General features: G+C 71.3%; 14 protein-coding genes. 8 read left to right on the top strand and 6 right to left on the bottom strand.

Translation table 11 applies throughout. From position 1 onward, the window contains the following. Positions 1-4: 4 nt before the first annotated feature. Positions 5-3976 carry an RHS repeat-associated core domain-containing protein gene (locus WME79_RS21950; protein ID WP_437538621.1) on the bottom strand — a complete coding sequence of 1324 codons (3972 nt, stop codon included), beginning with the start codon at positions 3974-3976 and terminating at the stop codon, positions 5-7. A 320-nt stretch (positions 3977-4296) separates the two neighbouring features. Between WME79_RS21950 and WME79_RS21945 the strand changes: the two genes are divergently transcribed. The 4 genes from WME79_RS21945 (at position 4297) to WME79_RS21930 (ending at position 8895) form a co-directional block, all read left to right on the top strand. Then, positions 4297-5436, top strand: a complete 1140-nt coding sequence (locus WME79_RS21945) for a hypothetical protein (RefSeq protein WP_437538619.1) — start codon at positions 4297-4299, stop codon at positions 5434-5436. Between the two features lie 327 nt (positions 5437-5763). Then, complete coding sequence (locus tag WME79_RS21940; protein WP_437538618.1) at positions 5764-7227, top strand: alkaline phosphatase D family protein; 1464 nt, start codon at positions 5764-5766, stop codon at positions 7225-7227. Between the two features lie 281 nt (positions 7228-7508). Further along, on the top strand, positions 7509-7994 hold the full coding sequence (locus WME79_RS21935; protein ID WP_437538616.1) for a hypothetical protein: 486 nt from the start codon (positions 7509-7511) through the stop codon (positions 7992-7994). Positions 7995-8004: 10 nt separating this feature from the next. Next, a complete protein-coding gene (locus tag WME79_RS21930; protein WP_437538614.1) occupies positions 8005-8895 on the top strand; it encodes a hypothetical protein in 891 nt (296 codons plus the stop codon). 102 nt (positions 8896-8997) lie between these two features. Here the strand turns inward: WME79_RS21930 and WME79_RS21925 are convergent, their stop codons facing one another. From WME79_RS21925 to mxcG, 5 genes are all read right to left on the bottom strand, one after another. After that, positions 8998-10377 (bottom strand): OmpA family protein, encoded by a 1380-nt coding sequence (locus WME79_RS21925; RefSeq protein WP_437538612.1) that lies wholly within the window; start codon positions 10375-10377, stop codon positions 8998-9000. A gap of 237 nt (positions 10378-10614) precedes the next feature. Further along, on the bottom strand, positions 10615-11529 hold the full coding sequence (locus tag WME79_RS21920) for a trypsin-like serine protease (RefSeq protein ID WP_437538610.1): 915 nt from the start codon (positions 11527-11529) through the stop codon (positions 10615-10617). A gap of 136 nt (positions 11530-11665) precedes the next feature. Then, entirely contained in the window at positions 11666-12970 is a 1305-nt protein-coding gene (locus tag WME79_RS21915) for an MFS transporter (protein WP_437538608.1), read from the bottom strand. Positions 12971-12980: 10 nt separating this feature from the next. After that, a complete protein-coding gene (locus WME79_RS21910; RefSeq protein ID WP_437538606.1) occupies positions 12981-14303 on the bottom strand; it encodes an aminotransferase class III-fold pyridoxal phosphate-dependent enzyme in 1323 nt (440 codons plus the stop codon). A gap of 45 nt (positions 14304-14348) precedes the next feature. Further along, the gene (mxcG, locus tag WME79_RS21905) at positions 14349-18773 is read right to left on the bottom strand and encodes a myxochelin non-ribosomal peptide synthetase MxcG (RefSeq protein WP_437538604.1); all 4425 of its coding nucleotides are present in this window, start codon (positions 18771-18773) and stop codon (positions 14349-14351) included. Positions 18774-19388: 615 nt separating this feature from the next. On the opposite strand from mxcG, the gene WME79_RS21900 reads away from it, so the two are divergent. The 4 genes from WME79_RS21900 (at position 19389) to WME79_RS21885 (ending at position 24763) form a co-directional block, all read left to right on the top strand. Next, entirely contained in the window at positions 19389-19589 is a 201-nt protein-coding gene (locus tag WME79_RS21900) for a hypothetical protein (protein ID WP_437538602.1), read from the top strand. 245 nt (positions 19590-19834) lie between these two features. Next, positions 19835-22381 carry a TonB-dependent siderophore myxochelin receptor MxcH gene (mxcH, locus tag WME79_RS21895; RefSeq protein ID WP_437538600.1) on the top strand — a complete coding sequence of 849 codons (2547 nt, stop codon included), beginning with the start codon at positions 19835-19837 and terminating at the stop codon, positions 22379-22381. Positions 22382-22430: 49 nt separating this feature from the next. Further along, entirely contained in the window at positions 22431-23768 is a 1338-nt protein-coding gene (locus WME79_RS21890) for a hypothetical protein (RefSeq protein WP_437538598.1), read from the top strand. 98 nt (positions 23769-23866) lie between these two features. Next, complete coding sequence (locus WME79_RS21885) at positions 23867-24763, top strand: PepSY domain-containing protein (RefSeq protein WP_437538596.1); 897 nt, start codon at positions 23867-23869, stop codon at positions 24761-24763. Positions 24764-24842: the final 79 nt, after the last annotated feature.

The following is a 24842-nucleotide window of genomic DNA, read 5'->3' as shown; positions in this document are numbered from 1 at the left end:
GCGATCAGCGGATCCGCATCCACTGTCCGTTCCGGTGCTCCCACGTGCCCAACGCGCCCGGACCTCCGGGCGGAGGGGCCGCGTTATTGAAATACGCAGCATTTGCCGGGTTGTTGGTGAAGGATGTGGGGGGATTGAACACCGGCCCTGTCTGGCCGCCCGCTGTCCCCGTTGCGACCACATTGTTCGGCGGAGTCATCCCGGCGAGCGTATAGAGCCGCGGGATCATCTGACTGCAATTCTCGCAGGCGGGCCACCGCTTCTCACCGCCTGGATTGGATTGGTCTATCCTGCGTCCACTTACGATCCCGTCATTCGTGTCGATTCCGCTTAACGCACTGCCCAGGTTCTGCTGCCATCCCGGATCCCCCGGACGACATGATCTCGGTGGAGCCCCGGACCGTTGGGATGGCGGAGTCCCGTTCCACTCCCACTCGTTCAGGTAGTTGCTCAGCGCGTGCGGCTCAGCGCATCGCCCGCGCGAATCGTTCTGCCTCGCGGTGTTCGCATCGTTCGGAGGCAACGCAGCGCGTACGGCAGGATGCAGGTCGTCAAGGCTGCCACCGCTCTCCCCTCGACCGAGGACCGGCCGACTGCCCGCCGGGCCCGGGCCATAGAGAACCGATTGCGCAGCGAGGCCATCCAAATCGAAGGCCTCCATAGGCCTTCCCTCCGCGTACGCATAGGTTCGCAGGCTCCCCTCTAGCCGGATCGGCTCCGGACTCAGGTACTGCCCCGTCTCCGGATCGTAGTAGCGGTACCTGTTGTAGTGGAGCCCCGTCTCTTCGTCCGCGTACTGCCCCGGGAACCTGACCGGCGTCAGCCCCGCCCGCTCGTCTTCGACCCTCCCGAACAGAGACGCTTCCAGCGTGCCGACGAGCCGTCCATCCTCCGCCACGAGCGCCTCCGGCATCCCGTTCGGCGCGTCGACATAGTACCGGACCTCGTCATGCTCGCCCCGCCGCACGAGGTCGGCGAGCGGCAGCGACGCCCCGGGCAGCACCGCGTACGCGCGCTCCTCCACGACCGGATCCCCGCTCGCCGACGCGCGCTCGCGGACCTCGTGCACCATCGCATCCCCGCTCCAGGCGTACCGCGTGATGCTCTCCACGGCGCCAGCGCTCTCCACCCGCTTCTCGAGCCGTCGCGCGAACGGGTCGTACACGAAGCGGACCACCCGCCCGTCCGGTAGCCACACCGCCTGGAGCCGGTCGTCGTCTCCCCATTCGAAGCGCCACGAGCGGCCGTCATCGGCGGCCTTGCTCGTCATGCGCCCTCGCTCGTCATACGTGAACGTCACCCCTCCGCGCGCCACGAGCCGCCCGCCGGGCGCGTACTGCCGTTGCGCCGCACCCTCGTACAACGCTCCGCCTGGTCCGTAGCTGAAGCGCTCCATCTCCTCCCGCCGCGCCCCCTCGGCTCGCTGGCGCGCCACGGCCATCCCGTTCGCGTCGCGCGGGATCTCCACATAGCTCCCTCCCGCCGCCTCGCCCACCGCCTGGAGCAGCCCTGCCGGTGACCACCCGTAGCTCTGCGCGAAGGTCACCCCGAGGGGTCGCGGCCCGACCCACGCGGGCTCGCCCGGCCGCACCGCCGGCCCTGCCTGCGGGCTCATCGCCGTCACCCTCGCGACGAGCCCATCCGGTGTCATGTCCTCGGCGATGCGTCCGCCTCCCGGCAGGGCCCGCTCCGCCAGGTTGCCCGCCGGATCGTAGGCCAGGCGCAGGACCCCAGCCGCGCCCAGCGCGACCTCGACCGCCCGCCCCACCACGTCCCGCGCGATGTCCATGGCCCCGAACGGACCCGCTGTCCGCACCGCGTTGCCGAGGGCGTCGTACGCCGTCTCCGTCGTCGTCCGCTGGTTGCCCTGCGTGACTGTCTCGCGCACCACCCGCCCGCGCGCGTCACGTGTGTACTCGCAGCTGACCTCTCCGCTCGTCACGCACTCCATCCGGCCGAGCGGGTCAACAACGATCTTGTCCTTTCGGCCGTCCGAGAAGCTGCGCTCGATGAGCCGCCCGCACGGGTCGTAGGCGAACTCCACGTGGCCCGCGCCGTCCCGGATCTCGGTGAGCCGACCCATCGCATCATGGCGGTAGGTGATCCGTCGTCCATCGAACGTCTGCTCCTCGACGATGCGCCCCTCTCCCCGCCGCACGTACCGGTGCTCGTCGCCGGCCTCGTTCACCACGCGCACGAGATCCTGCTCGCGATCGTGGAAGTACCGCACCGAGCTGCCATCGGGCCGGACCACCTCGGTCACCACCCCGATCCCTCCCCAGCGCAGCGTGGTCACGCGCCCGTCGGCGTCGACGATGCGCGACAGGCGGCCGTCAGCGTCGTGATCGTACCGCTCCGTCGCTCCGCTGGGCCGCCGTACGGACGCGAGCCGCCCGCACGCGTCGTAGACGTAGACGGTCTCGAGCCCCCGCTCGTCCACGAAGCTCGTCACCCGTCCCAGGAAATCGTACCGAATCCGCCGCGTCGACCCGTCCGGCTCGGTCACCGCCACCCGGTTGCCGAGCGCGTCGTAGTCCATCCGGGTCACGCCGCCGTTCGGGAGAGTCGCCTCGACGAGCAATCCCCGCGCGTCATAGCGAAACGCCGCCACGAGCCCGAGCTCGTCGGACACCTCGGTGACGTCCCCCTGCGCGTTCCGCTCGTAGCGGGCGAACCCTCCGAGAGCGTCCCGCACCTCGGCGATGCCGCCCCCCTCGTCGTAGGCATATGCCGTCCTCGCGCCCATCGGATCCACCACGACCCGCAGCCGCCCGATCGCGTCGCGCTCGCAGCGCCACGCGTGTCCGAGGGCGTCGCGGTACTCGAGCACGTTGCCCGCGGTGTCGAACCGGTACGCGTGGACGCCCCCTTGCCAGACCACCTTGTCCGCCTTGTCCAGGGGATTGCCCTCGATGCGCCGCTTCGACCGTGAGGTGATCACCTCGGTGAAGACGCCGTGATCCTCGATCTTGACATGGCAGAACCCCTTCGCCTTGGTCTCGCCATCATCCAAGGTGTCAGGAACCTCGCGGTCGAGCGCGTCGTTGCCGGGTCGCTCGCACCACGTCTCGACGCAGCGGCCCTGGTCGTCATAACGAAATTGCGCGACGAGCCCCCTGGGCTCCCGGCGCCGGATCAGCCGGTGCTCCTCGTCGTACTCGTACCGATGCTCATGACCAGCCGCGTCGATCGCGGCCACGAGATCTCCCCGCTCGCCGTATCGGTACGTGCGAAAGGAGGTCCATCGCCCCTGCGCCGACGCGTTCTTCACCTCGAAGGCAGCGATCCTGCCGTCCGCGTGCCGGCGGACGCGGACGACCCGCCCTGCGCTGTCGATCACGTGCGATAGGTGATTTCCCTCGTACGTCAGGCGAACCTCGTTGCCGTAGCGATCGACGATACGCGACAGGAGCCAGGCGCTCTCCCGTCGGTCGCTGAGCACAACCAAGAGCCCTCCCACCTCGAGCGTGTAGCCCGCCTCGTGCCGCGTCAGCCGGCCGCAGGGAAGGGCGACGGGGCGTCCCGGCTCGGGCACCGCAGCCGTCGTTGGCGCGGCGTTCGGCTCCAGCACCCGGAGCGTCCTCCTCCGCTCCTCGATGGTCCAGGCCAGCGAATGGCTCCAGCCGAACCCGAGGCCCAGATCGACGTCGCGCGTCTCCGACGAGTAGCTCCGCTCGATGAACAACGGGATGGGCCCCGGCAGGGCCAGATCGACGACCTTGGCGGTGTACACGCGCCCGGTCACGGGATCGACCGGATCCCCCGCCGACGTGCCGCCGCCGCGCCCGTGCGACGGATTCGGACAGCCGCCGCCGCTGCCCGGACCGCAGGAGCCGGCGTTCTTGCCGCCGCCCTGCGCCCCCTCGCCGCCACCGCTCCCGTTCGCGCCTTGCCCGGCTCCGCGCCCCCGGCCTCCGCGTCCCCCGCCGCCACCCCCACCGCCTCCTCCGCCCAGGATCCACGTGCCGGGGTTCATGCCAGGTATCGCGGGGATGTTCGGAACCGGAGCCGTGCGCGCCATGGCGCGATGATTTCCAGCTATCCCGTGCAGTCAACCTCTCTGCGGGTGGGGGAGGCGGCAGCCCTCGGCGTCGGATGCCGTGGTGATAGACTCGGTACACATGTGGTGTCATTTCGCATGCAGATCTGTAAACGTCGGTACACATGTGGTGTCATTTCGCATGCAGATCTGTAAACGTCGGTACACACGTGGTGTCATTTCGCATGCAGATCTGTAAACGTCGGTACACATGTGGTGTCACGGTCCATCCGTCAGGGTCTGGACCGCGCCAGGCGTTGCGTTCGTCGCACCCGTCGCCTCTGCGGGCGCTCGCCCTCGCGGCCGTGGGGCTGCTCGCGGCCTGCGCGACGCTCCCGTCGGGGGGCGACGAGGGCAGCCTGCCGAACGCCCACGCCGGCCCGTTCCGGGACATCGCGGGGGAAGAGCTCGGCAACGCGCGGACGGCCCCGCACGTCATGGAGGACGACGAGCGCTTCGTGCGCGACGCGTCTGTCGTCGATCTCGACGGCGACCCCTCGACGCTCGCCGCCGCCGGCTTCTTCGCTGCCACGCTCCACCCCGAGGGCGCCTCGCCGGACCCTCTCGCTCCGCCGAACGCCATCGTCCGCTACGAGGCCGCGGACGGCCGCTCGTTCGAGCGATCGTCGGCGACGGTCCTCGCGCCGGAGCTGCCCTGGGAGGGTGGCTCGGTGGCGGCCCCCTCGGCGCTGCTCGTGCGCGGCGAGATCTGGCTCTACTACGCGGCGGCAGGCGGCATCGGGCTCGCGCGCAGCGACGATGGGCTCGCCTTCACGCGCGAGCCGGCGCCCGTGCTCGCGCCGAGCACCGACGGCGACGGCTGGGAGCGCGGCGCGATCCCGAGGAGCCCCGGCGTGGTCCGCCTGCCCGACGGCTCGCTGCGCATGTTCTACGAGGTCGCCGGCGAGGCGGGCGCCTCATTCCTGGGCGAGGCGCGCAGCGACGACGGCCTCGTCTGGGAGCGCGTCGGCGGCGCTCCCGCGCTCGAACCGGCGTCCGTCGCCGGCGCCGGTGCGCCGGAGGGCGCCGGTGCGCCAGAGGGGGAAGGCGAGCCCTTCGACAGCGCGGCCGTCTCCGACCCCGCCCCGGCGCTCGCCGTCTCCGCCACGGGCCGCCCGCTCCTTCGCGTCTACTACGCCGGAAGGGACAGCGCAGGGCGCTCGGCCATCGGCCTGGCCGCCCGCCTGGGCCACGACGGCCCGCTCCAGCGCGCGGTGGCGCCGGTGTTCGGAGCGTCGTCCGCGCTCTCGCCGCGCGCGCCCTCGGTGGTGGTCTACCCCGGGTTCTCGCTGCTGTTCGTCACGCAGGCGGCTGGGACGCGCGATGGTCAAGGCTACCCCGTGGTCGCCGCCGGCGTCGCTCCCGCCGACGCCGCGCTCCCGCCCCCCACGCCGTGAGCACGAGAGCCGCTCCTCTAGCCCGACGTCTTGCCGGAGCCGCCGACCCTCGAATCGAGCCCTTTGGCGAGCCGAAAAACTTGCGTTCGGCCGCCCACGACGAAACATAGGAAAGAGTGCCTGACAGGACCACGCCGCCCCTTCCTTCGAAGCTTGAGCGCCCGCCGCATCTGGCGATGGTGGTCCGAGGACGCGCATGCAGAGGAGCCGCGACGCGGCTGCCAGCGACCGCGGTGACGGGAAGCGGCGCCCGGGCCGGAGCGCGCGGGCTGCCCGGAACCGCAGGTAGACCACGAGCCTGACGAGCTCTCGTCAACGAGGCGGAACATGGCGTTCAAGAGCGCAGTTATCGGACACACGACGCAGACAACCAGCAGGATCCTGGCCATCTTCGAGAGGCCCAAGGCGAGGGCGAGACTGGCGTTCGCGGACGACAACGGCGTTCGCACGCTCGACGTGCCGATCCTCAGCGCGCCTCCCTTCGGGCTCGCCACGTTCGAGCTGAGCGGGCTGAGCGGCGAGAGGATCCGGTACGGCATCATGGAGCACGACGCAGGAGATCCGCTCCCTACACCCGCGGACAACCTGAGCATCAACGGGTCTGCCTTCCGCACCGTCACGAACGGGCCGATTCGTATCGGCCTCGTGAGCTGCAACGACATCGACAATCACGAGTTTCCCAAGGAGCGGCGCGGGGCGATGTGGCGGGCGCTCAAGGCCCTCGTGGATGAAGGCAAGGTGAACCTCCTGGTTCACGCTGGAGACCAGATCTACGGCGACGGCGATCCCCCGGGCTGGTCGGCCTCGGAGGGGCGCACGGCCGCATACCGCAGGCACTACGTGCAGACGTGGTCGCACCCTGACGTGGCGGCGGTCCTCGGGAGCTGCCCGAGCGTAATGATGTGGGACGACCACGAGATCTACGATGGCTGGGGGTCGAACAACAACGACGGCACTGCGCAGGCCGTGGAGCGCTACAGGGCCGCGGAGCAGGCGTTCAAGGAGTTTCAGGTGGCGCTGAGCCCGAGGGACCGCTTGAGCAGCTCGGGGTTCGGCTGGATCGCGAAGTACGGCGACATCGCCATTCTCGCGGTCGATGGGCGGTCGCAGCGCTCGTGGAGCAAGGGGACGATCCTCGGCAAGCAACAGCTCGACGACCTCGAGCTCAGGCTCAACGAGCTCGCGGCGCTTGATCTCAGGCACCTCTTGGTCGTGGTCGGCACGCCGGTCGTCTACCTGCCGCTCGCGGCCGCCGAGGCGCTCACGAGCGTGTTCAGCAAGGCCACCGTCGACGACATCCGGGACGGCTGGGCAGCCTCCAACAACCAGAACGAATGCAGGCGCTTCCTGATGTCTCTCATGAATTTCGCCGGCTTCAGCCCTCGCACCCAGGTGACGCTCCTGGGCGGCGATATCCACGTGGGCACCATGGCGCACATCGACACGGGCCTCGGGTTCGGGAAGCCGCGCTCGCGGCCGCGCCTGTATCAGGTGACCGCATCCGGCATCGCACGCCCACCTCCCAAGGGCATGTTCGGCATGATCCTCTCGCTGGTGACCAACGGCGGAACTCAGAACCTGTTCAACGGAGACATCAAGGGATTCCTCCGGGAGATCGCGGGCTCGGATCACAAGTACTGCGTCACGCACCGCAACTTTGCGATCCTCGATCCGAGCGACGGCGGAGATGACTGGGACAAGAACAACAACCTGTCGGTCCGCTTTCACGTGGAAAAGGACAACGGCGCAGTCGGCGTCCTCGAGCAAGTCCTCCCGAGAGTGCACACGTAGGCGCCGACGAGCCACGAGCCGGCCTTTCGCGTAAGGGAGAGCGCTCCGTGGGTGCGGTACGAGCGGGCGGCGCCGACCGGCCCGCGGTCACGCACGATCACGTTGGGTGGTCGTGAGCACTTCCTGCACGCCTATCCGACGAGCGGCCGCTCGTCGCCATCTTGCTCGGAGATGGTGTCTCTCCTCGCCACAGCAGTCGCCGCGACGTGGCACGGCCGATGCTCCGACGTTCGCGCTCGTCGCGGGGGTGCACGCAGCGAGGGCACCGGACCGGAGGCACAATGAACACGAGAACGCCGTCCCTGCTCTTCTCCGTCGCGCTCTTGCTGGTCGCCTGCGAGAAGGAACCTCCCTCGCGCTGGGACGAGGCGGCGGCCAAGGAGCCCACGCCTGCCGCGAGCGCCGCCCCTGACGTCAAGCCAGGATCCGCGTTCAATGCGTTCTTCCCCCCGGAGGGAGCCGAGGGGATGAGCCGCGTCTTCACCGCGGAGAAGCCTGGTTACGCGGAGGCCAAGCTGCGGAGGGACGGCGGTGACGTGGCCTCCCTATCCATCTCCGACACGGCGGGCGATCCCCAGGTCGTCGCCAAGTTCGCGAACGCGACGGATCACCTCGCCGGCATGCCGGTCGTGACCGTCGGGAAGAACCAGTCCGCGCTCCTCGTCAAGAATCGTTTCCAGGTGAAGGTGTCATCCCAGACCCTGGACCCCGAGGCGCGCAAAGCATGGCTGCAGCGATTTGACCTGAGCGGTCTCGCGAACCTCTGAAGGGCCCCCCATGACGCGTGAATCGATTCACTCCATCCTCGAAGACCTCCCGAAGTCGAACATGACCACGCGCCTGCTGGGGGCGCTCGACTACATCGTGCCGGGCGAGTGGAAGAACGTCACGAGCTTCGAGGAGATGATCAAGCTCGTCACCGGCGAGGAGGAGCAGGGCCTCATCCAGCAGGTCGGCGAGCGTGCGATAGCCCTCTATGCGGAGTCGGAGCAGGGATACCAGCGCGCGGTCCGGATCTTCCGGCTGGTCGACGACACGAGCGGCCTCGCCGGCGTGGCGACGATCGCACGCAAGATCGGCGATGCGTCGGATTTTCTCTCCTTCCTGTCGAAGATCACGCCCAAGGCCGACACCACCCAGGCCATCGACGCGGGCGTGAAGCTCGTCGCCGAGCTCGCGGCGTTCTGCTCGATCAACGGGCTGCCGGGCGACAGCATCGGCGACTTCGCCGCCTCGCTCGCCAGCTACGAGAAGGACGACGCGATGCGCCTCGCCGCCTGGATCGTTTGCGACGGCATGATCCCGCTCGGCCCTGACTTCCTCGCTCGAGTGGTGGACACCGTTTCGAGCGCGACGAACGAGCAGCTCGGCCAGCAAAGCCGCTTTGCGCGCCTGCTGGAATACCTGCCAGGCGGGAGCGTCGATGCCAAGCGCGAGATCATGAAGGAGAGCCTCGGCGCGTCGCAAACGGCGATCGCCGGCTTCATCGCGAAGAAGGGCATCGAGCGGCAGGGCGTGCTCGAGCGGATCAGCGGACACCTCGGCGCGGCCGGCGGCAAGCTCGATTGCCTCGCGGCCGCGGTCGATCTCGCCACCAATTACTTCGAGCACACCGGCATCCAGTCCGTGGCTCGCCGGGTGATCTCGCGGGCCTACGGGGAGATCTGACGCGCGAGCGCGCGGGCCGTGCTGCAGATCGGCGCCGGTCCCCTGCTTCCGCAGGCCGGCGCCGGTACCTTGCTCCTGGCGTGGAGGGGGTGAATCGCCGCTTCAGAGGCTCAGGATCATGACGTCGATCCGGCGGTTCTGCGCGCGTCCGCCGGCGGTGTCGTTCGGCGCCACCGGTTGCTCGGCGCCCATCCCGGCCACCTCGATGCGATCGGGAGCGATCTGTCGCGCGGTGAGCTCGTTGCGCACCGTCTGGGCTCGCGCCAGCGACAGCGATCGGTTCCCCTCGGCGCCGCCCACGGCGTCGGTGTGCCCTTCGATGCGCACCCGCGCGGAGGGATAGGCGTCGAGGATGACGGCCAGCGCTTCGAGCTTCGGCCGCGACGCTTCGGTCAACTCCGTGGTCCCGAAGCGGAAGTTCACGCCTTCCATCGAGAAGCGCCTGGGGCCATCCGCGGCTCCGGCGTCGAGGTACCGCGCGATCTCCGCCTCGGAGCTGTGCTCGTCGACGGAGAGGACCTTGCCGCCCGGGAGCGTCATCTCTCCGGCCGTGATCTTGAGCTGCTCGACGATCTCCGGCGCGCTCGGCGGCGCCTCGCTGGGCGCGGCGGCCGTGGGCGCCTCGGCGCGCGGCGCCTCGACCTGCGGCGGCGGCGCGACGGGCTGGGCGAGGTCCTCCCTTGGAGCCGCCGCGATCGGGGCCTCCTGCGTGGGCTCGGCGGCGGTGCGCTCCGGCCTGCGCTCGCGGACGAACGCCCAGAGGCCTCCGAGCACCGCCGCTGCCAGCACGGCCGGGAGCAGCCATTCTCGCGTCTCACGTTGACGGGGAGTCCCTTCACGTGAGGGAAGCGGGGTCGAAGGGGCCGCCGTTCGGGAGGCCGACGACACTGCATCATGCGGCCGTTCGCGCGCCGCCGTCGCGACGAAAGGAGCGCCCGCCGCCATGGATGGAGCGAGGAATCCAGCGAGGCCCGCCGGGGCGCGTGGATCGTCCTTGAAGGCTTGCTTGTGATGAGAGAGCAGATCGGAGAGCCCTCGCGCGGTCAGCCCCCTCGACCTCACCTCGCGGCCGAGCACGCACGCGACGATCGGAGCGACCAGGCCGAGCATCGCGGTCGAGCACCGCTGCTCCACGCCGGAGGAGCGGGAGACGAGATCGATCATCCCGCTCGCGCGGTCGCCGAACAGGCGGGCGATCATCGACTGCCCATGCTGCGAGAGCTCCTCGGCCTGCTCGGGGCGGAGGGGCCCTGCTCTCCCGAGCAGACCTTCGTAGTCCCGCTCGGTGATCACCCTGAACAGCTGCGCTGCGCCGCTCTCCGTAGAGGCGACCTGAGCCATTCCGGCGAGCAGCGTCGGCACCGAGCTCTCCGCGGCGCCGCGCACGTTCGTCGGCGATTCATCGCTCAGGCCCAGCCCCTTCGTTGCGGCCGAGATGAGCTCGGGCGTCAAGAAGCCCCTGGTGGTGTCCAGCAACGACATGGTTCCGATCCCTCCGGGAAGTGGTCATCGGCGCGGGCGAGGCAGCGTCATCGCGCACGCGACCCTGCACGCATGAGCGTCGATCCCGTGTTGGTCTTCCGTCGACTCTGCGCGATGCGAGCGACGTGCCGGGACGCCCGCGCAGCGCGCGCTGTGCCGCGGTTGCACACGGCCGGCTCCTGCCGCGCGCGTCCTACCCCTCGCGCTCGGCGAGACGAGCCGGCGGCGGTGGCGCGCTCAGCGTCGTGCGAGCGCGGCTGTGCGGGCCTCGGCCGTCAGCGCGGCGAAGGCGTCCGTGCGTGTATACACGTGGTTGCCAGCCGCGGTGCACCCCGCGCCCCGCGACGTGATGCCCACCACGTCGCCGCGGTCAGCGTCGATCACCGGACCTCCCGAGTCACCGGCGCAGGTCGCCCCCTCGATCTCGAACTCGCGCGGACCGAGGACCTTGCCGGTCGCCGGATCGGCGCGGGGCCCGACGGCGGCGACGAGGCGCGGACCGCGCGCGGCGCGGACGCCGAGCCGGTTGGACGCTCCGCCGCCGTACCCGACGGCGACCACGCTGTCGCCTCGATCGATCGCCCCGGCCTCGCGCATCCGCAGGGGCGCCACATCGGTGAGGGGCCGATCGAGCACGAGATAGGCGATGTCTGCGTCGCAGAGGACGCGCTCTTCACCGTGCAGCGTGGCCACGGCGCGCGCCCGCGCGGCGTCGCGGGAGACATCGATATGGTCCCCGGTGTAAATGGCGATCTCGGAAGGATCGATGTCTCCGCCGAGGTGATCGCCGTTGTGCGACTTGCCCGAGCGATCGCAGCGAGGGGTCGCGGTCAGGTTGCGCGAGATGCAGTGACGCGCGGTCAAGACGAGGTTCGGCTCGACGAGCGCGCCGCTGCACAGGCTCACGCGTCGCTCGCCGCCCCGGGGATCGTGATGCGACACGGCCACGGCGACGACGGAGCGCGCGGCGCCGTCGATGAGGGGCGGAGGCGCGCCCTTCGCGAGGGGCGGAACCTCCGTGATCGGCGCGACCGCCGCCGGAGGAGGCGAGGCTCCGGCCGGGATGACGGCGACGACGATGCGTGGGGCGAGGGCTGCGACAAGACAGCCAAGGCATCCCGCGAGGCGCGGGACGAGAGACGGGGACGCCATTGATGAGGTCACCGACAAAGAGCATGTGAGGAGCGGCCGTGCAAGCCGACCCTGGAGCTTTTCTCCAGCATCAGAAGGGGAGGTGACCCCGATGGGGTGTTGTTCCCACCGAGGGGAATCAGAGATGGAAACCAGGTCAGCCAGGTGAGGGGCGCCCGGCTGGAGGCGCGCTCTCTGGACTCTCGCGCTCGTCGACTAGCCCCGGCCCTCCAGCGCGCGCAGCGCCGGCGCTGCTCGACGCGCCGAGGGCGACGTGTCGCTCGATCAGGAAGATCAGACACGACGACGCGAGCGTGAACGCGATCGCCAGCGCGGCCACGGCGCCCATGCCGTCGAGGCGCTGGTCGGGGAGCTCGTGCAGCAGCCGGGCCGCGAGGAACGCGGCGAGCGCCGACGAGAGGTGATCCACGGCCGACTGGATGGATCCGAAGCGCGCCCGCTCGGAGGGGAGCGGCACCTTCGAGGCGAGCGTGCTGTGGGAGATGTTGCGGATCGCCGTCCCGGTCATGAACGCGACGAAGATGACGAGCACGGGCAGCCCGGGCACGTACGAGTGGAACCCGGCATAGAGGACGGCCACGAGCGTCGCCGCCCCGACCAGGCTCGTGCGGAACGCGCCGATGCGATCGATCAGCGCGCCCGCGGTGCGCATCACGACGAAGGTGAGCGCGCCGCCCACGAGGTAGAGCAGGCCGAGCCGCTCGCGCGGATAGCCGAGGTTGTGCTGCACGTAGGCCGAGATGTTCGGGATGACGAGGAACGACGCCATCGTCATGACCGCCGTCGTCGCGTACGAGAGCAGCACGAGCGAGCGGCCGACGAGCGCGCGGAGCTCGCGCAGGGCGGTCCCGGGCACCCGCGCCCCGGCGAGGTGGCCGCGCATCGAGGGCAGCAGCAGGAGCGCGAGCCCCGCGACGGTGAGCCCGAGCGCCGCGACGGCGAAGAACGGCGCCTGGAAGCCGCCGCGCCGCGCGAGCTCGAGGCCGGCCGGCACCCCGAGCACCGCGGCCAGGGAGTAGGCGCCCATCACGACGCCCATCGCCTTGCCGCGCCGCTCCGGCGGGATCGCGTCCGCGACGATGGAGAACGCGATCGAGGTCGCGGGCCCCCCGAAGGCCCCGGCGAGCACGCGCGCCGCGAGGAGGCTCGGCAGGCCGGTGGCGAGGCCGCCCGCGGCCGTGCCGAGGACGAGGCCGAGCATCGCGACGGCGAGCGCGCTGCGCCGGTCGAAGCGGTCCAGGAAGAACGCGCCGGCTACCCCCGAGACCGCCGCCGCTGCCGTGTAGCTGCCGCCGATCAGGCCGATGTTGGACATCGGGATGCCGAGCGCGACCGCGAAGTCCGGCCCGAGCGGCATGACGACCATGAAGTCGAGCAGGTTGACGAACTGGACCGCGGCGATGAGGAACAGGAGGGTCCGTTCGGAGCGAGCGTTCTGCACGACCGCGGGCTCAGCTCTGGGCCTTCGCGCCCGCGCCGCGCTCGATCACGCCGCGGCTCGCCAGCTCGAGCAAAGCGTCGTGCGCCGCGTCGATCGTGTGATCGATCTGCGCCTCGGTGTGCGCGCCGCAGAGGAAGTTGACGTCGCGCCGCAGCAGGACGCCGCGCCTCGCCATCGCGCCGACGAACGGCTCCATGCGCTTCGTGTGGACGGCCAGATCCTCGGCCATGAGGAAGAAGGGGATCGCGTCGTACCCCACGATCCGCAGCGGGAAGCCGCCCTGCTCTGCGCGCCGGTTGATGCCCTCGCGGAGCCGCTTCCCCAGCGCGGCGACCTTCGCGACGTAGTCGGTCTCGCGGTACTCGCGCAGCGCCGCCCTGCAGACCTCGAGCGAGAGCATCTCGCCGCCGAACGTCGTCGACACCTGGAGCTCCGAGAGCCGGCTCATCACCTGGCGCGGCCCGGCGATCGCCGACAGCGGCATGCCCGCGGCGATGCCCTTCGAGAGGCACACGAAATCAGCCTCGATCTGGTAGTACTCCTGCGCGCCGCCGCGCGCGAGCCGGAAGCCCGTGACGACCTCGTCGAGGACGAACAGCACGCCGTGGGCGCGGCACGCCTCGCGCACCTTGCGCAGGTACTCCGCCGAGACGCACCGCTTGTAGGGCAGCGAGAGCAGCACGAGCGCGAGCTCCGAGCCCTTGCTCGCGATGAGATCGAGCAGCGGCTGCTCGTCGGCCTCGGCCATGAGCGGCATGCGGTGTGTGTACTCGCGCAGCACCGCCGGGACGCCGGGGGTGTCGAACATGAAGTGATCGTGCCAGCCGTTGTAGCCGATGGTGACGACCTTCTCCTTGCCGGTCACGTGGCGGGCGAGCCGGATGGCCGCGGACGTCGCGTCCGCGCCGGTCTTGAAGAAGCGGGCCATCTCGGCGCCCGGGGTCAGCGCGATGAGGTCCTGCGTGGCGGTGACCTCGACCTCCGTCGGCAGCGAGTGAAGGATGCCCCTGTCGAGCCGCCGCCGGATGGCGTCGACGACCGCAGGGTGGTTGTGCCCCAGCGTGTTCGCCCCGAGGCCGCAGATGTAGTCGATGTACTGGTTGCCATCGACGTCGCGCACCAGCGCGCCCTCGCCGCCCTCGAGGTACACGGGGAACGAGCCGAGCGCGAACATCTCCGGCCGCTTCATGAGCGACTGCGTGACGCCGGGGATGAGCCGGCGCGCTTCGGCGAGCAGCGCGTTCGAGCGGTCGAGCCGGAGCCCCTCCGCGGCGCCTTGCGGCGCGCCGCCTCCCTGCTTCCTGTCGCGTGTGTCGATCGTCTGTGTGGTCATCGTGGTCGTTCTCTCAGGCTAGAGGTTCTCGTCCGTGAGCCGGTGTCATGAGGGGCGCGGCGCTCGCTGCGCTGCGCGCGAAGGGGGCGGCAGGAGGCCTTCTTCGACGCAGCGATCGAGGTAGCGGTAGAGGAGCGCGCGATCGATCGGCGGGCACGCGATGCCGGTGCCGGCCAGGCCGCGCTCCAGGTTGTCGCAGCGCACGCGCCCGATGCCGAAGGTCGCTTCTCCATCGGCCGGGGCCGACTGCAGATCGAAGAAGGCGAGCGTCGCGCTGTCCGCGGCGTCGGCGCCGTCCTTCAGCCGCGCGCGCCACGCCGCGACAGGGCGCCGCTCGACCGGATAGCCGTAGTCGCGCGCCCAGTCGAAGAGCTCCGTCAGCCGGACCTCGGGCGCAGGGGCGACGTTGTACACGGCGCCCGTGGCCTGCGCGGTCAGGGAGAGATGCACGATCGCGCGCCCCACGTAGTCGACGGGCGTCCACACCTCCCTCACGTCGAGATCGGGCAGGACGCCGGCGGGGATGCCGGCCCGCAGCAGCCGGAAGACCAGATCCTGCTCGTTGACGACGCCCGTGCCGGGCGCGCCGACGACGCGGCCCAGGCGGTACACGGCGACCGGCAGCCCGCGCTCTGCGGCCTGCTGCACCAGGCGCTCGGCCGCCCACTTGCTCTGCTGGTAGCCGTCGCGCAGGCCGGGGTGCGGCGGCACGAACGCCTCCGCGACCTCGGGGCTCGCCGCGATGCCCGGGGCCACGGCGAGCGTCGACACGTGGTGCAGCGGCTTCGGGCGCGCCGTCGCGGCCAGGCGCAGCGCCTCGCGCGTGCCGATCACGTTGGCGGCGCGCAGGCTGCGGTAGTCGCGCACGAGGCTGACCACCGCGGCGTTGTGGTAGATGGCGTCGCACTCCGCGGCGAGCTGGCCGAACCGCGCGGCGCTCAGGCCGAGGCGGGGCTGCGTCAGGTCGGCGGGGACGGCGAGCACCCGCGCGTCGATGCCGTCCACCGGCAGGCGCTGCTTCGCGAGCGCCTGCCGGATCCGCTCCGCTGCGTGCGCCTCGCTCTCGGCGCGCACCAGGCAGACCACTGTCGCGTCGGTCTGCGTCAGGAGCTCGTGGAGCAGGTGCGCGCCGACGAAGCCGCTCGCGCCGGTGAGCACGACCTGCCGCGGGCGACCGCCGCCGCTGGACCAGGCGAGCGATCGAGGGACGACGTCCTCGGGGAGCTCGGCGTCGGCCAGCATGGCGCCCGGGGTCTCGCCGCTCGTCTGCGACGCCGCCGCGCCCTGCGCCTCGTCGAGAGCGCGCGCGAGCGCCGCGACGGTCGGGTGGCGGAAGACCATCGCGACGGGGATCTCCCGCCCGAGATCGACGCTGAGCCGGTTGGCGACCTGGATCGTCTGCAGCGACTGGCCGCCGCGCTCGAAGAAATCGTCGTGCGCCGACAGGCCGCTCACGCCGAGCACCTGCTCCCAGACCTGCAGCACCCGCCGCTCGAGCGCCGTCGCGGCGGCCGGCGGCTCCGCCGCCGCGGCGATCGGCGCCTCCCGCAGCGCCTTGCGATCGATCTTGCCGGAGCTCGTCCTCGGCAGCCGATCGGTGAGCACGAAGGCCGAGGGGATGGCGGCCGCGGGGAGCAGCGAGCGCGCGTGCCGGCGGAGCTCGGCCGGCGACGGGGCGGGGTCCCCGGCGACGAGGAACGCGGACAGGCGCTTGCCGCCGCCGGCCGAGGCGTGCCCGATGACGGCCGCCTCCCGCACGGAAGGATGGCGCAGGAGCGCCGCCTCGATCTCGAGGGGATCGACGCGATGGCCGCTGATCTTGAGCTCGTCGTCGACGCGCCCGACGAAGACCATCTGCCCGTCGGCCCGCTGGAGGACCAGATCGCCGGTGCGGTACGCGCGCGGGCGGCCCTCCAGCTGGTCGAGGACGACGAAGCGCGCGGCGTCGAGGTCCGGCCGCCCGAGGTACCCTCTCGCCAGCCCGGGCCCGATGAGGTGTAGCTCGCCCACGGCGCCCTGCGAGGCCAGCCGGCCGTGCGTGTTCGTGTCGACGATGGCCGCGCGGACGCCGGGCAGCGGCGTACCGATCGGCGCCTCGTGTTCAACGTCCGGCGCATCGTCCGGCGCGTCGCCGCCGCTCAGCGTGGCGGCCGAGGCGACGACGGTCGCCTCGGTGGGGCCGTAGGTGTTGAGCAGGCGCGCGCGCCGGCCGACGGCGCGGCGGAAGCGCTCGACGCGCTCGGGCAGCGCCGCCTCGCCGCCGATGATGACGGTGCGGATGCTCTCGGGGAGCGACGCCGCGCCGGTCGAGAGGCCGTAGGCGAGCTCGTGCCAGAACGCCGTCGGCAGATCCAGGACGGTGATCCGGTGCCTGGCGCAGGCGTCGAGCAGCCGCGGCACGGATTGCAGCATCTCGTCCGTGCGCAGCACCAGGGCGGCGCCCGCGCACAGGGTCAGGAAGATCTCCTCGACGCTGGCGTCGAAGTGCAGCGGCGCGAACTGCAGCACCCGATCGTCGCGGCGCAGATCGTAGCGGTGGGTCGCGGCCGCCACGAAGTGGGCCAGCGCGCCGCGCTCGATCATGACGCCGTTCGGGCGGCCGGTGGAGCCGGACGTGTAGATAACGTACGCTAGGTGCTCCTCCGCGCTCTGGACCGGCGCCCGCCTTGGCGCCTGCGCGCCGTGGATCGCCTCGTCCAGGAGCACGAGGCGCGCCGCACGATCGCTCCCCACCTTCGCGGCGTGTTGCGACGTCGTGACGACGATCGCCGGCATGGCGTCGTCGAGGATCGCCGCGGTCCTCGACTGCGGCCCGTCCGGATCGAGGGGGAGGTAGCCTGCGCCAGCGTAGAGCGCGCCGAGGATCGCGGTGATGGCGCCGACGCTGCGCGGAAGGAGCACCGCGACCAGCGTGTCCGGCCCGGCGCCGAGCGCGGCGAGCCGGGCGGCGAGCTGCCGGGCGGCGAGGTCGAGCTCGCCGTAGGTCAGGCGCTCGAGGCCGTGGTGGACGGCGGTCGCGTCCGGCTGTTCGCGCGCGCGCAGGGCGATCTGCTCGACGACAGGGCGCGCCGGCGCGGGCAGCGCGCCCCCGTCGAGCACCGCGCCGGGCCGCCCGGCCGCGGCCGCGTGCGCGCCGGGCGCGCGCGCCGTGGCACGGGGGAGGTCGATCTCGGCGCGCTCGAGGGCCTGCTCGGGGGCGGCGGCGACCGCCTCCAGGAACGCGAGGAAGCGCCGCTGGTGCGCCGAGAGATCCTCGTCGCCGTAGCAGGCCGGGTTGGCGTCGAGGTCGAGCCGCGGCCCGCGCCCGTCCGACCTCGCGTAGATGCCGAACGACAGATCCTCGACCGGGCCGGCGGAGATGTTGTGCGCGACGCCGCGATTCCCCGCGAAGCGCAGGTCGTAATCGAACGGCATGATGTTGACCACCGGGCCGAACAGCCGGCGGCCGCCGCCGATCAGCTTGAGATCCCGGCGGAGCTGCTCGTAGCGATAACGCAGGTGGGGCCGGATGGCCGCGAGCTCGGCCGCGACCTGCCGGGCGACGTCGGACAGGCTCGCGCCCTCCGCGACCGGCACCCGGAGCGGGACGATGTTCATGACCATGCTCGGGATGCGCAGCGACACCGAGCCGAGGCGCCCCATCACGGGCAGCCCCAGGACGATCTCGGGCGCGCCGGTGAGCCGGTGCACGTACGCCGCGGTCGCGGCGACCACGACGTCCGGCCAGGTCGCCTTCGCCTGGCGGGCAACGTCCTTCAGCCGGTCAACGGTGGACGGCGCGAGCGAGGCCGTCCGGCGCAGGCAGGCGCTCGACGCGGGCGCCGGCTCGTCGCCGAGGCTCACCGGCTCGGGCCGGTCGGCGAAGCGCTGCGTCCAGAAGGCCCGATCGCGCTCCAGATCGGGGGAGGCGCGGTAGGTCAGATCCTCGTCGACGACCCGGCGCAGCGAGCCGAAGGCGCCGCCTTCGCTCGATCGGCCCTCGACGCGCGCTGTGTAGATCTCGGCCACGCGGCGCGCGATCAGCGAGAAGCCATAGCCGTCCAGCGCGATGTGGTGCGCGCGCTGGTACCAGAAGAGCCGGTCGGGCCCCGCCGTGAACAGCGCCTCCGTGAAGAGGGGCCCGCGCGCGAGATCCACCGGACGCGCGAGATCCTCGCGCATCCACGCCTCGGCCGCGGCGAACGCGTCCGGCGCCGCGCTGACATCGACGCGGTGGACAGGGAAGTCAGCGGACAGGTCGAGTCGCTGGCGCGGCCCATCCGCCTCGCTCGTGAAGCGCACGTGCAGCGTCTCTGTCTCCGAGACGGCCTGGCGTATCGCGGCCTCGAGGATCGCGAGATCGATGGGCCCGCAGATCTCGACGCACTCGCCCGCGTTGTACACCGGGCTCGCGGGGTCGAGCTGCTGGCCTAGCCAGATACCGTGCTGCGCGGCCGACAGCGGCCAGCGCGCGTCCTGAGGAGCGACCATGACGACAACCCTCCTGGTTCAACCGGCGCTCGACGGGACAGCCGCCAGAGGCACGCTCGCGGCAGGCGATCCGCGGCCCGCGACGACGGCGCAAGGGCGGCCGTGACGCCCGAGCCAGCGCCGTTGGAACGAAAGCGGCGCCCGCCGGTGCAGCAGGGCCCGAGCCCCGCGAGCACGCAGGGCAGGGGCGCCGGCCATCGTCCCGACGGCGGACCCAGCTCGACGACCCCGTGATGGGCGTGGCCACCTCGGCGTCGACGATTGAATGAAAATGAAAACTACTTTCAAGTTCGTTTATGATGATGTAGGGTGAGGGTTGTCAAGTGAATTCGTTGGGACCCCAGCCGCGGGCCACCGTCCCGTGAGGGGGCCCGCCAGCGCCAGCGAGGCACGGCGCCGGCGACCCGCGCGAGCGCGCCAGTCGCGCAGATCGCCTCAGTCTCGGCCGCGATCTCGCGCTGCTCGGACCTGCGGACCGCCGCGCCCCTCCGTGGACGTCGCGGACGCTCCCCGACCGCTTTCGCTTGACAACGTTGTTGGTAGCATGGCAGGTTCCGGATTGAAAGTGAAAGTGACTTTCATTATTGAAAGTGGGGTTCCACGATGGACAACCTGATGTCGAAGGCGACTGCTCCGCTCGACAGCCGGTGTGATCACTGCGGCGTTGCTGGACATGCCGAGCCCAACTCCGTGCGCTGCGGCTGCGGCAGCCTGCTCGCCCGGTATGTGCCCGGCGGCGTCGAGCTGAAGTGCCGGCGGTGCAAGCGCGTCGTCGTCGTCCCGGTCCCGGCGGCGCCGGAGGACGTGAGCGGTTGAATCTCCCAGAGCGCTGACATGACAGGTCGCGCGCGGCGACCTCTGGCCAGCGCGGTTTGCGCCATCCGAAGAGGCCTGAAGAGCCGGCGAGCGAGACGCCACGACAACCAGCTTGCGCAGAGCCGGCCAGAGCGCCGCATCGTCACGCTCCGGTGAGCATGCCCGGTGATCTCATGATTCGATTACAGCCCTTGCGTTGCGCCGCGCTGGCCGGGACTCTGGCCTTCGCCCCCTGCGGTGTCCTGTTGGCCTTCGCAGCGGACGCGCGGGCGAGCGAAAACGCCCCTGCCGACGAGGGCGATGAGGGAGCGGCTCCCGAGGCCGAGACAGCGCCGGCGGCGCGCGCCCCGGGCGACGGCGCCGCGCTCGCGGTGCGCCCGCCCGAGCTCACGGGCGCCGTCGAGGCGGCGTATCCGCCGGCGGCGCGCGAGGCGGGTCTGGAGGGGAGCGTCGTGCTGCGGCTGACGATCGACGCGGAAGGGCGTGTCACCAGCGCAGAGGTCGCCGAGCCTGCGGGCCACGGGTTCGACGAGGCCGCGCAGGAGGCCGCGCTGCGCTTCCGCTTCACGCCGGCCCGGCGAGGCGATCGGAACGTCGCGTCGCGCATCCTCTACCGCCACGACTTCCGGCTGCCTGCGCCGCCCCCCGCGGCCGTCCCCGCTGCGGGGATCCCGGCCGGGCGGGGGGGCCCCGCGGCCGCGCCGGTCGCGGGCGCCGCCGGTGCCGCGCCAGCCGCGGGCGCCGCCGGGCCAGCTCTGCCTGCGATCGAGGTGAGCGTGCGGGGGGCCTCCGAGGCCGAGCGGCTCCGGACCTCCGCGCGGGCGGTTCACGTGATCGAGACCGTCGAGGCCAAGCGGCAGGCCGCCGATCTCGGCGAGGTGCTGGCGCGCGCCGAGGGCGTGAGCGTACGCCGCCTCGGTGGGCTCGGCTCCGACGCGCGCTTCTCGCTGAACGGCCTCACCGGCGACCGTATCCGCTTCTTCCTCGACGGCGTGCCGCTCGACCTCGCCGGGCACTCCTTCGGGGTCGCCAACGTGCCGGTCAACCTCGTCGAGCGCGCCGAGATCTACCGCGGCGTCGTCCCGCTGCACTTCGGCACGGACGCGCTCGGCGGCGCGGTGAACCTGGTGACCGATCAAGACACGCGCGGCGCGGGCGCGTCGGCGTCCTACCAGGTCGGCTCCCTCGGCACGTACCGCCTGACCCTCGGCGCGCGCCACGCGCACGCGCCGAGCGGGCTCTTCGCCCGCGCGAGCGGGTTCGTCGATCGCGCGCGGAACGACTACCCGATCGACGTCATGGCGTTCGACGAGAGCGGGCGCCTGTCGCCCGCGCGCGCCCGGCGGTTCCACGATGGCTACGTCGCGGCCGGCGGCGCGGCCGAGGTGGGGGTCGTCCGGCGGCCGTGGGCCGACCGCCTGCTCCTTCGCGCCTTCTTCACCTCGCACGACAAGGAGGTGCAGCACGGCCTGCTCGTCGACATGCTCGACGGCAGGGTCAAGTCGCCGCCCTTCGGAGAGGCCACCTTCGGCAGGCAGACCGGCGGCGCGCTGCTGCGGTATGCGCAGCCGTTCTTCGGGAGGGCGCGGCTCGACGCTCTCGCGGGGTACTCGTACGCGCGCACGACCTTCCTCAACGTGGCCACGTGCACCTACGACTGGTCGGGCGGCTGCGTGGAGCGCCCGTACCGCGGGGAGTTCGAGGGCGGAGCGAACGACCAGCGCATCCACCAACATACCGCCTTCGCCCGCGTCAACCTGGCGTGGCACCCCGCGGCCGGGCACCACCTGCGCTTCGGGCTCTCGCCGAGCCACGTGACGCGCACCGGGAGGAACCTTGTCGTGGCCGAGCGCGAGAAGGACCCGCTGACCGCGGAGCGGGACCTGTGGAGCGGCGTGGCAGGCGTCGAGTACGAGGCGAGGCCGCTCGAGGACCGGCTCGCGAACATCGCCTTCGCCAAGCTCTACCTGCAGTCGGTCCGCACCCGAGAGCACCTGCCGAGCGGCCGGATCGGCGACGTCGATCGGTTGACCCACCGGGTGGGGGTAGGGGACAGCCTGCGCTTCCGCTTCACCGACGCGCTCTACGCCAAGGCCTCGTACGAGGTCGCCACCCGCCTGCCGACGCCGGAGGAGCTGTTCGGCGACGGAGGGCTCGTCGTCTGGAACGTCCACCTGGAGCCGGAGGCGAGCCACAATATCAACCTCGGCGTGACCCTGGAGCGCGCGGAGACCCCCGTGGGGCAGCTCCGGTTCAACCTCAACGGCTTCGGTCGCTTCACCGAGGATCTGATCACGCTGCAAAGGTTCCTCGGCTACTCGGCGTACGGCAACACGCTGTCGGCGCGTTCGGTCGGCTTCGAGTCGACAGCCGGGTGGACCTCTCCCGGCGACTGGCTGTCGGTCGACGGTCACGTCACATGGCAGGACTTCCGGGACGGCTCGACCGGCGTTCGCATCCAGAACCTCCCGTACCTGTTCGGCGGCGTCGCCGCGCGCGCGCGGTGGCCCGAGATCGCGGCGCGGCGTGATGTCCTGTCCCTGACCTGGCACGCCGATTACGTACACGCCTTCTTCGTCGGCCCGGAAGGCCGCGGCGCAGCCGATTCCAAGGCGGAGATCCCGTCGCAGCTCGTGCACACGCTCGCGCTCACGTACCTGGTCGAGCGCGGCGGATGGACGGTGAGCTCGACCGTCGAGGTGCAGAACCTCACCGACGAGAAGGCCTTCAGCTTCTACGGCATTCAACGCCCCGGGCGAGCGGCGTACGCCAAGCTCGCCTTGAGCCTGTGAGCCGATGTTCGTGCGACATCAGTTGTAATCCGAACCAAGGAGATCCTTCATGTTATTTCGTGCGCGCTACGCGAATGCCCTCCTCTTGACCCTGCTCCTCCCGTGCTTCGTCGCCTGCGGTGACGACACGAGCGACGCCACGAGCAGCGGCGCGACGAGCGGCGGCACCGGCGGCGCGGGGGGCGCGGGGGGCGCCGGCGGTGAAGGCACCGGCGGTGAAGGCACCGGCGCCGGCGGAGCCACCAGCGGCACGGGGGGGACGCCCAACGCAGGGCCGGCGTACGCCCTCACGGTCCAGGTGTTCGGGCCGGACGGCGGCGACACCCAGAGCTATGTCATCGTGACAGACAACATCGACTCCGATGAGACGCTGTCGCTGGACAACGCCATCGAGGTGCAGGGGCGCGCCCTCGGCGTCGGGCCGGACGGCGGAGGCGCGGTGTTCGTGGCGAGCGACGCCGCGGCGACCGTGACCCGCTACGACCTGCAGGACGACGGCAGCCTCGAGGAAGGCGACACTGTCAGCTTCCAGGGCAAGGGCCTCGCGAAGCTCGGCGAGTACGGCACCCAGTTCCACTTTGTCTCGGAGACCAAGGCGTACTTCTTCGATGGTCCCACCGCCCAGGTGGTCGTCTGGAACCCTCAGGAAATGACGGTCACCGGCGACATCCCGCTCGAGGATCTCGTGATCCAGGACGCCACCCTCACGTACTCCTCGTCGTCGCCGCTGGTCCAGGGCGACGACGTGATCACCTTCGGCGGCTGGCGGATCGGCGCAGAGGTCCCGAGCGTGGCCGCGGTCGTCGTCGTGGACAGCGCGACGGACGAGGCGACCGTCGTCACCGACGATCGTTGCGGTTACGTGCGCGACGGGATCGAGGGGCCCGACGGCATGATCTACGTGGCCACCGAGGCGTACGGCGCGGCGGTGCACCGGCTCAACCCCGAGAACGCGGCCGCCCCGTGCATGCTGCGCTTCGACCCGGAGACGAGGCAGTTCGACCCCGAGTTCCACGTCGAGCTGAGCTCGCTGTTCGACGGCGACACCGCCGGCTCGCTCTTCGGCGGCCCGGACGGGAAGGCGTTCCTGCGCGTGCTCGACGAGAGCGCCTTCGCGATCGCGGACGACACCCACCCGCGCGTGCTGGCGAGCGCCGCGGCGTGGCGGTGGGCCAGCGTGACGCTCGGCGATACGCCGACCGCCACGGTGCTCGACGCCGCGCCTGGCGGCGGCAGCGTCCTGAACGTCGCGCTCGGCGGCCGCACCTTCCTGCTGGAGTTCGAGGGCCAGGAGTCGACGACGCTCCGCGAGATCGGCGAGAACGGGCCCGGCGAGGCGGGCGTGAGCGCGCCTGGGCTCGCGTTCTCCGTCGCGAAGATCCGATGACGCTCGCGCCCGATCGCGAAGAAGCGATGAGGGACGACGCCGCGCGAGGGCCCCGTTCGCCACGGGGCCCCCGCGGGCGGCCGCGTTACGCCGCGGTCATGAAGGTCGTGCGGCGCCTGCACATGTACCTGGGCTTGCTGCTGTTCCCCTGGATACTGCTGTTCGGGATCAGCGGCATGCTCTTCAATCACCCGCAGATCGGGCGAGACATCGAGAGCCGGTCGCTCTCGGGAGAGCAGCTGTCGGCGCTCACCGGGTTCCAGCCCTGGGATCCCGGCGAGCTCGCGCGCCAGGTCGTCGAGCAGCTCAACGCCGGCTCGCCCTCGCGCTACACGCTCGATCCGGGGACCCCAGGCGCGTTCTCCGGGTGGCCCCTGCTCGCGGCGCCGCGCGCCGACGGGGGACGCCAGGTGGTGATCCTGCGCCTCGACGACGGCAGCGCGACGGTCTCCAGCCATCCTTCCGAGCCCGAGGCCCCCGCGCCCCCGTTCGCAGGCGTCGCGATCGACCTGCCTGGCCACAGGATGGCGGCGGTGCAGGAGCAGATAAAGGATCTCCTGCCCAAGATCGGTGTCGACGCCGCGGGGCCGTTGCGCGCCCACCCGAAGATCAGCCCCGAGCTGCGCTTCGCCATGCGGGACGCGGACGGCCGCGCCTGGCACGTCACGTACAACCTGGGCACGGGGCGGCTCGACGGGCGGCCAGCCGGCGCACGGGGGTGGCCTCGCTTCGTCGAAGTGCTCGAGACGCTTCACAAGACGCATCATTTCCCCGTGCACGGCGGCGTGGCCTGGCTCTGGGCGCTCTTCGCGGACATCACCGGAATTACGCTGGTCGTGTGGGCGCTCAGCGGCGTCGCCATGTGGTGGCAGATGAAGCCCTCACGGGTCCTCGGCGCCCTGGCGGTCGCGGTCGCCGTGGCGCTCGCCGCGGTGGTGATGGTCGGTACGGCGTCCGACGCGCTGTTCGGAAACGTCGCGAAGGAAGGCCCCTAGAGCAGCGATCAGCTCGGAAACCAGAGAGATGAACCGCCAAGACGCCAAGACGCCAAGAAGACAATGAATTTAAAATCTT

This window comes from Sorangium sp. So ce726 (assembly GCF_051521405.1).
Classification (GTDB): Bacteria; Myxococcota_A; Polyangia; order Polyangiales; family Polyangiaceae; genus Sorangium.
Note: the sequence above shows the minus strand (reverse complement) of the source record. Positions and strands in the feature narration are given on the sequence as shown.

Excerpts from the sequence above, each read along its gene's own strand:
- WME79_RS21950 (WP_437538621.1), bottom strand. The coding sequence starts at position 3,976 with ATGAACCCCGGCACGTGGATCCTGGGCGGAGGAGGCGGTGGGGGTGGC.
- WME79_RS21940 (WP_437538618.1), top strand. The coding sequence starts at position 5,764 with ATGGCGTTCAAGAGCGCAGTTATCGGACACACGACGCAGACAACCAGC.
- WME79_RS21935 (WP_437538616.1), top strand. The coding sequence starts at position 7,509 with ATGAACACGAGAACGCCGTCCCTGCTCTTCTCCGTCGCGCTCTTGCTG.
- WME79_RS21930 (WP_437538614.1), top strand. The coding sequence starts at position 8,005 with ATGACGCGTGAATCGATTCACTCCATCCTCGAAGACCTCCCGAAGTCG.
- WME79_RS21925 (WP_437538612.1), bottom strand. The coding sequence starts at position 10,377 with ATGTCGTTGCTGGACACCACCAGGGGCTTCTTGACGCCCGAGCTCATC.
- WME79_RS21920 (WP_437538610.1), bottom strand. The coding sequence starts at position 11,529 with ATGGCGTCCCCGTCTCTCGTCCCGCGCCTCGCGGGATGCCTTGGCTGT.
- WME79_RS21910 (WP_437538606.1), bottom strand. The coding sequence starts at position 14,303 with ATGACCACACAGACGATCGACACACGCGACAGGAAGCAGGGAGGCGGC.
- mxcG (WP_437538604.1), bottom strand. The coding sequence starts at position 18,773 with ATGGTCGCTCCTCAGGACGCGCGCTGGCCGCTGTCGGCCGCGCAGCAC.
- WME79_RS21900 (WP_437538602.1), top strand. The coding sequence starts at position 19,389 with ATGTCGAAGGCGACTGCTCCGCTCGACAGCCGGTGTGATCACTGCGGC.
- WME79_RS21890 (WP_437538598.1), top strand. The coding sequence starts at position 22,431 with ATGTTATTTCGTGCGCGCTACGCGAATGCCCTCCTCTTGACCCTGCTC.
- WME79_RS21885 (WP_437538596.1), top strand. The coding sequence starts at position 23,867 with ATGAAGGTCGTGCGGCGCCTGCACATGTACCTGGGCTTGCTGCTGTTC.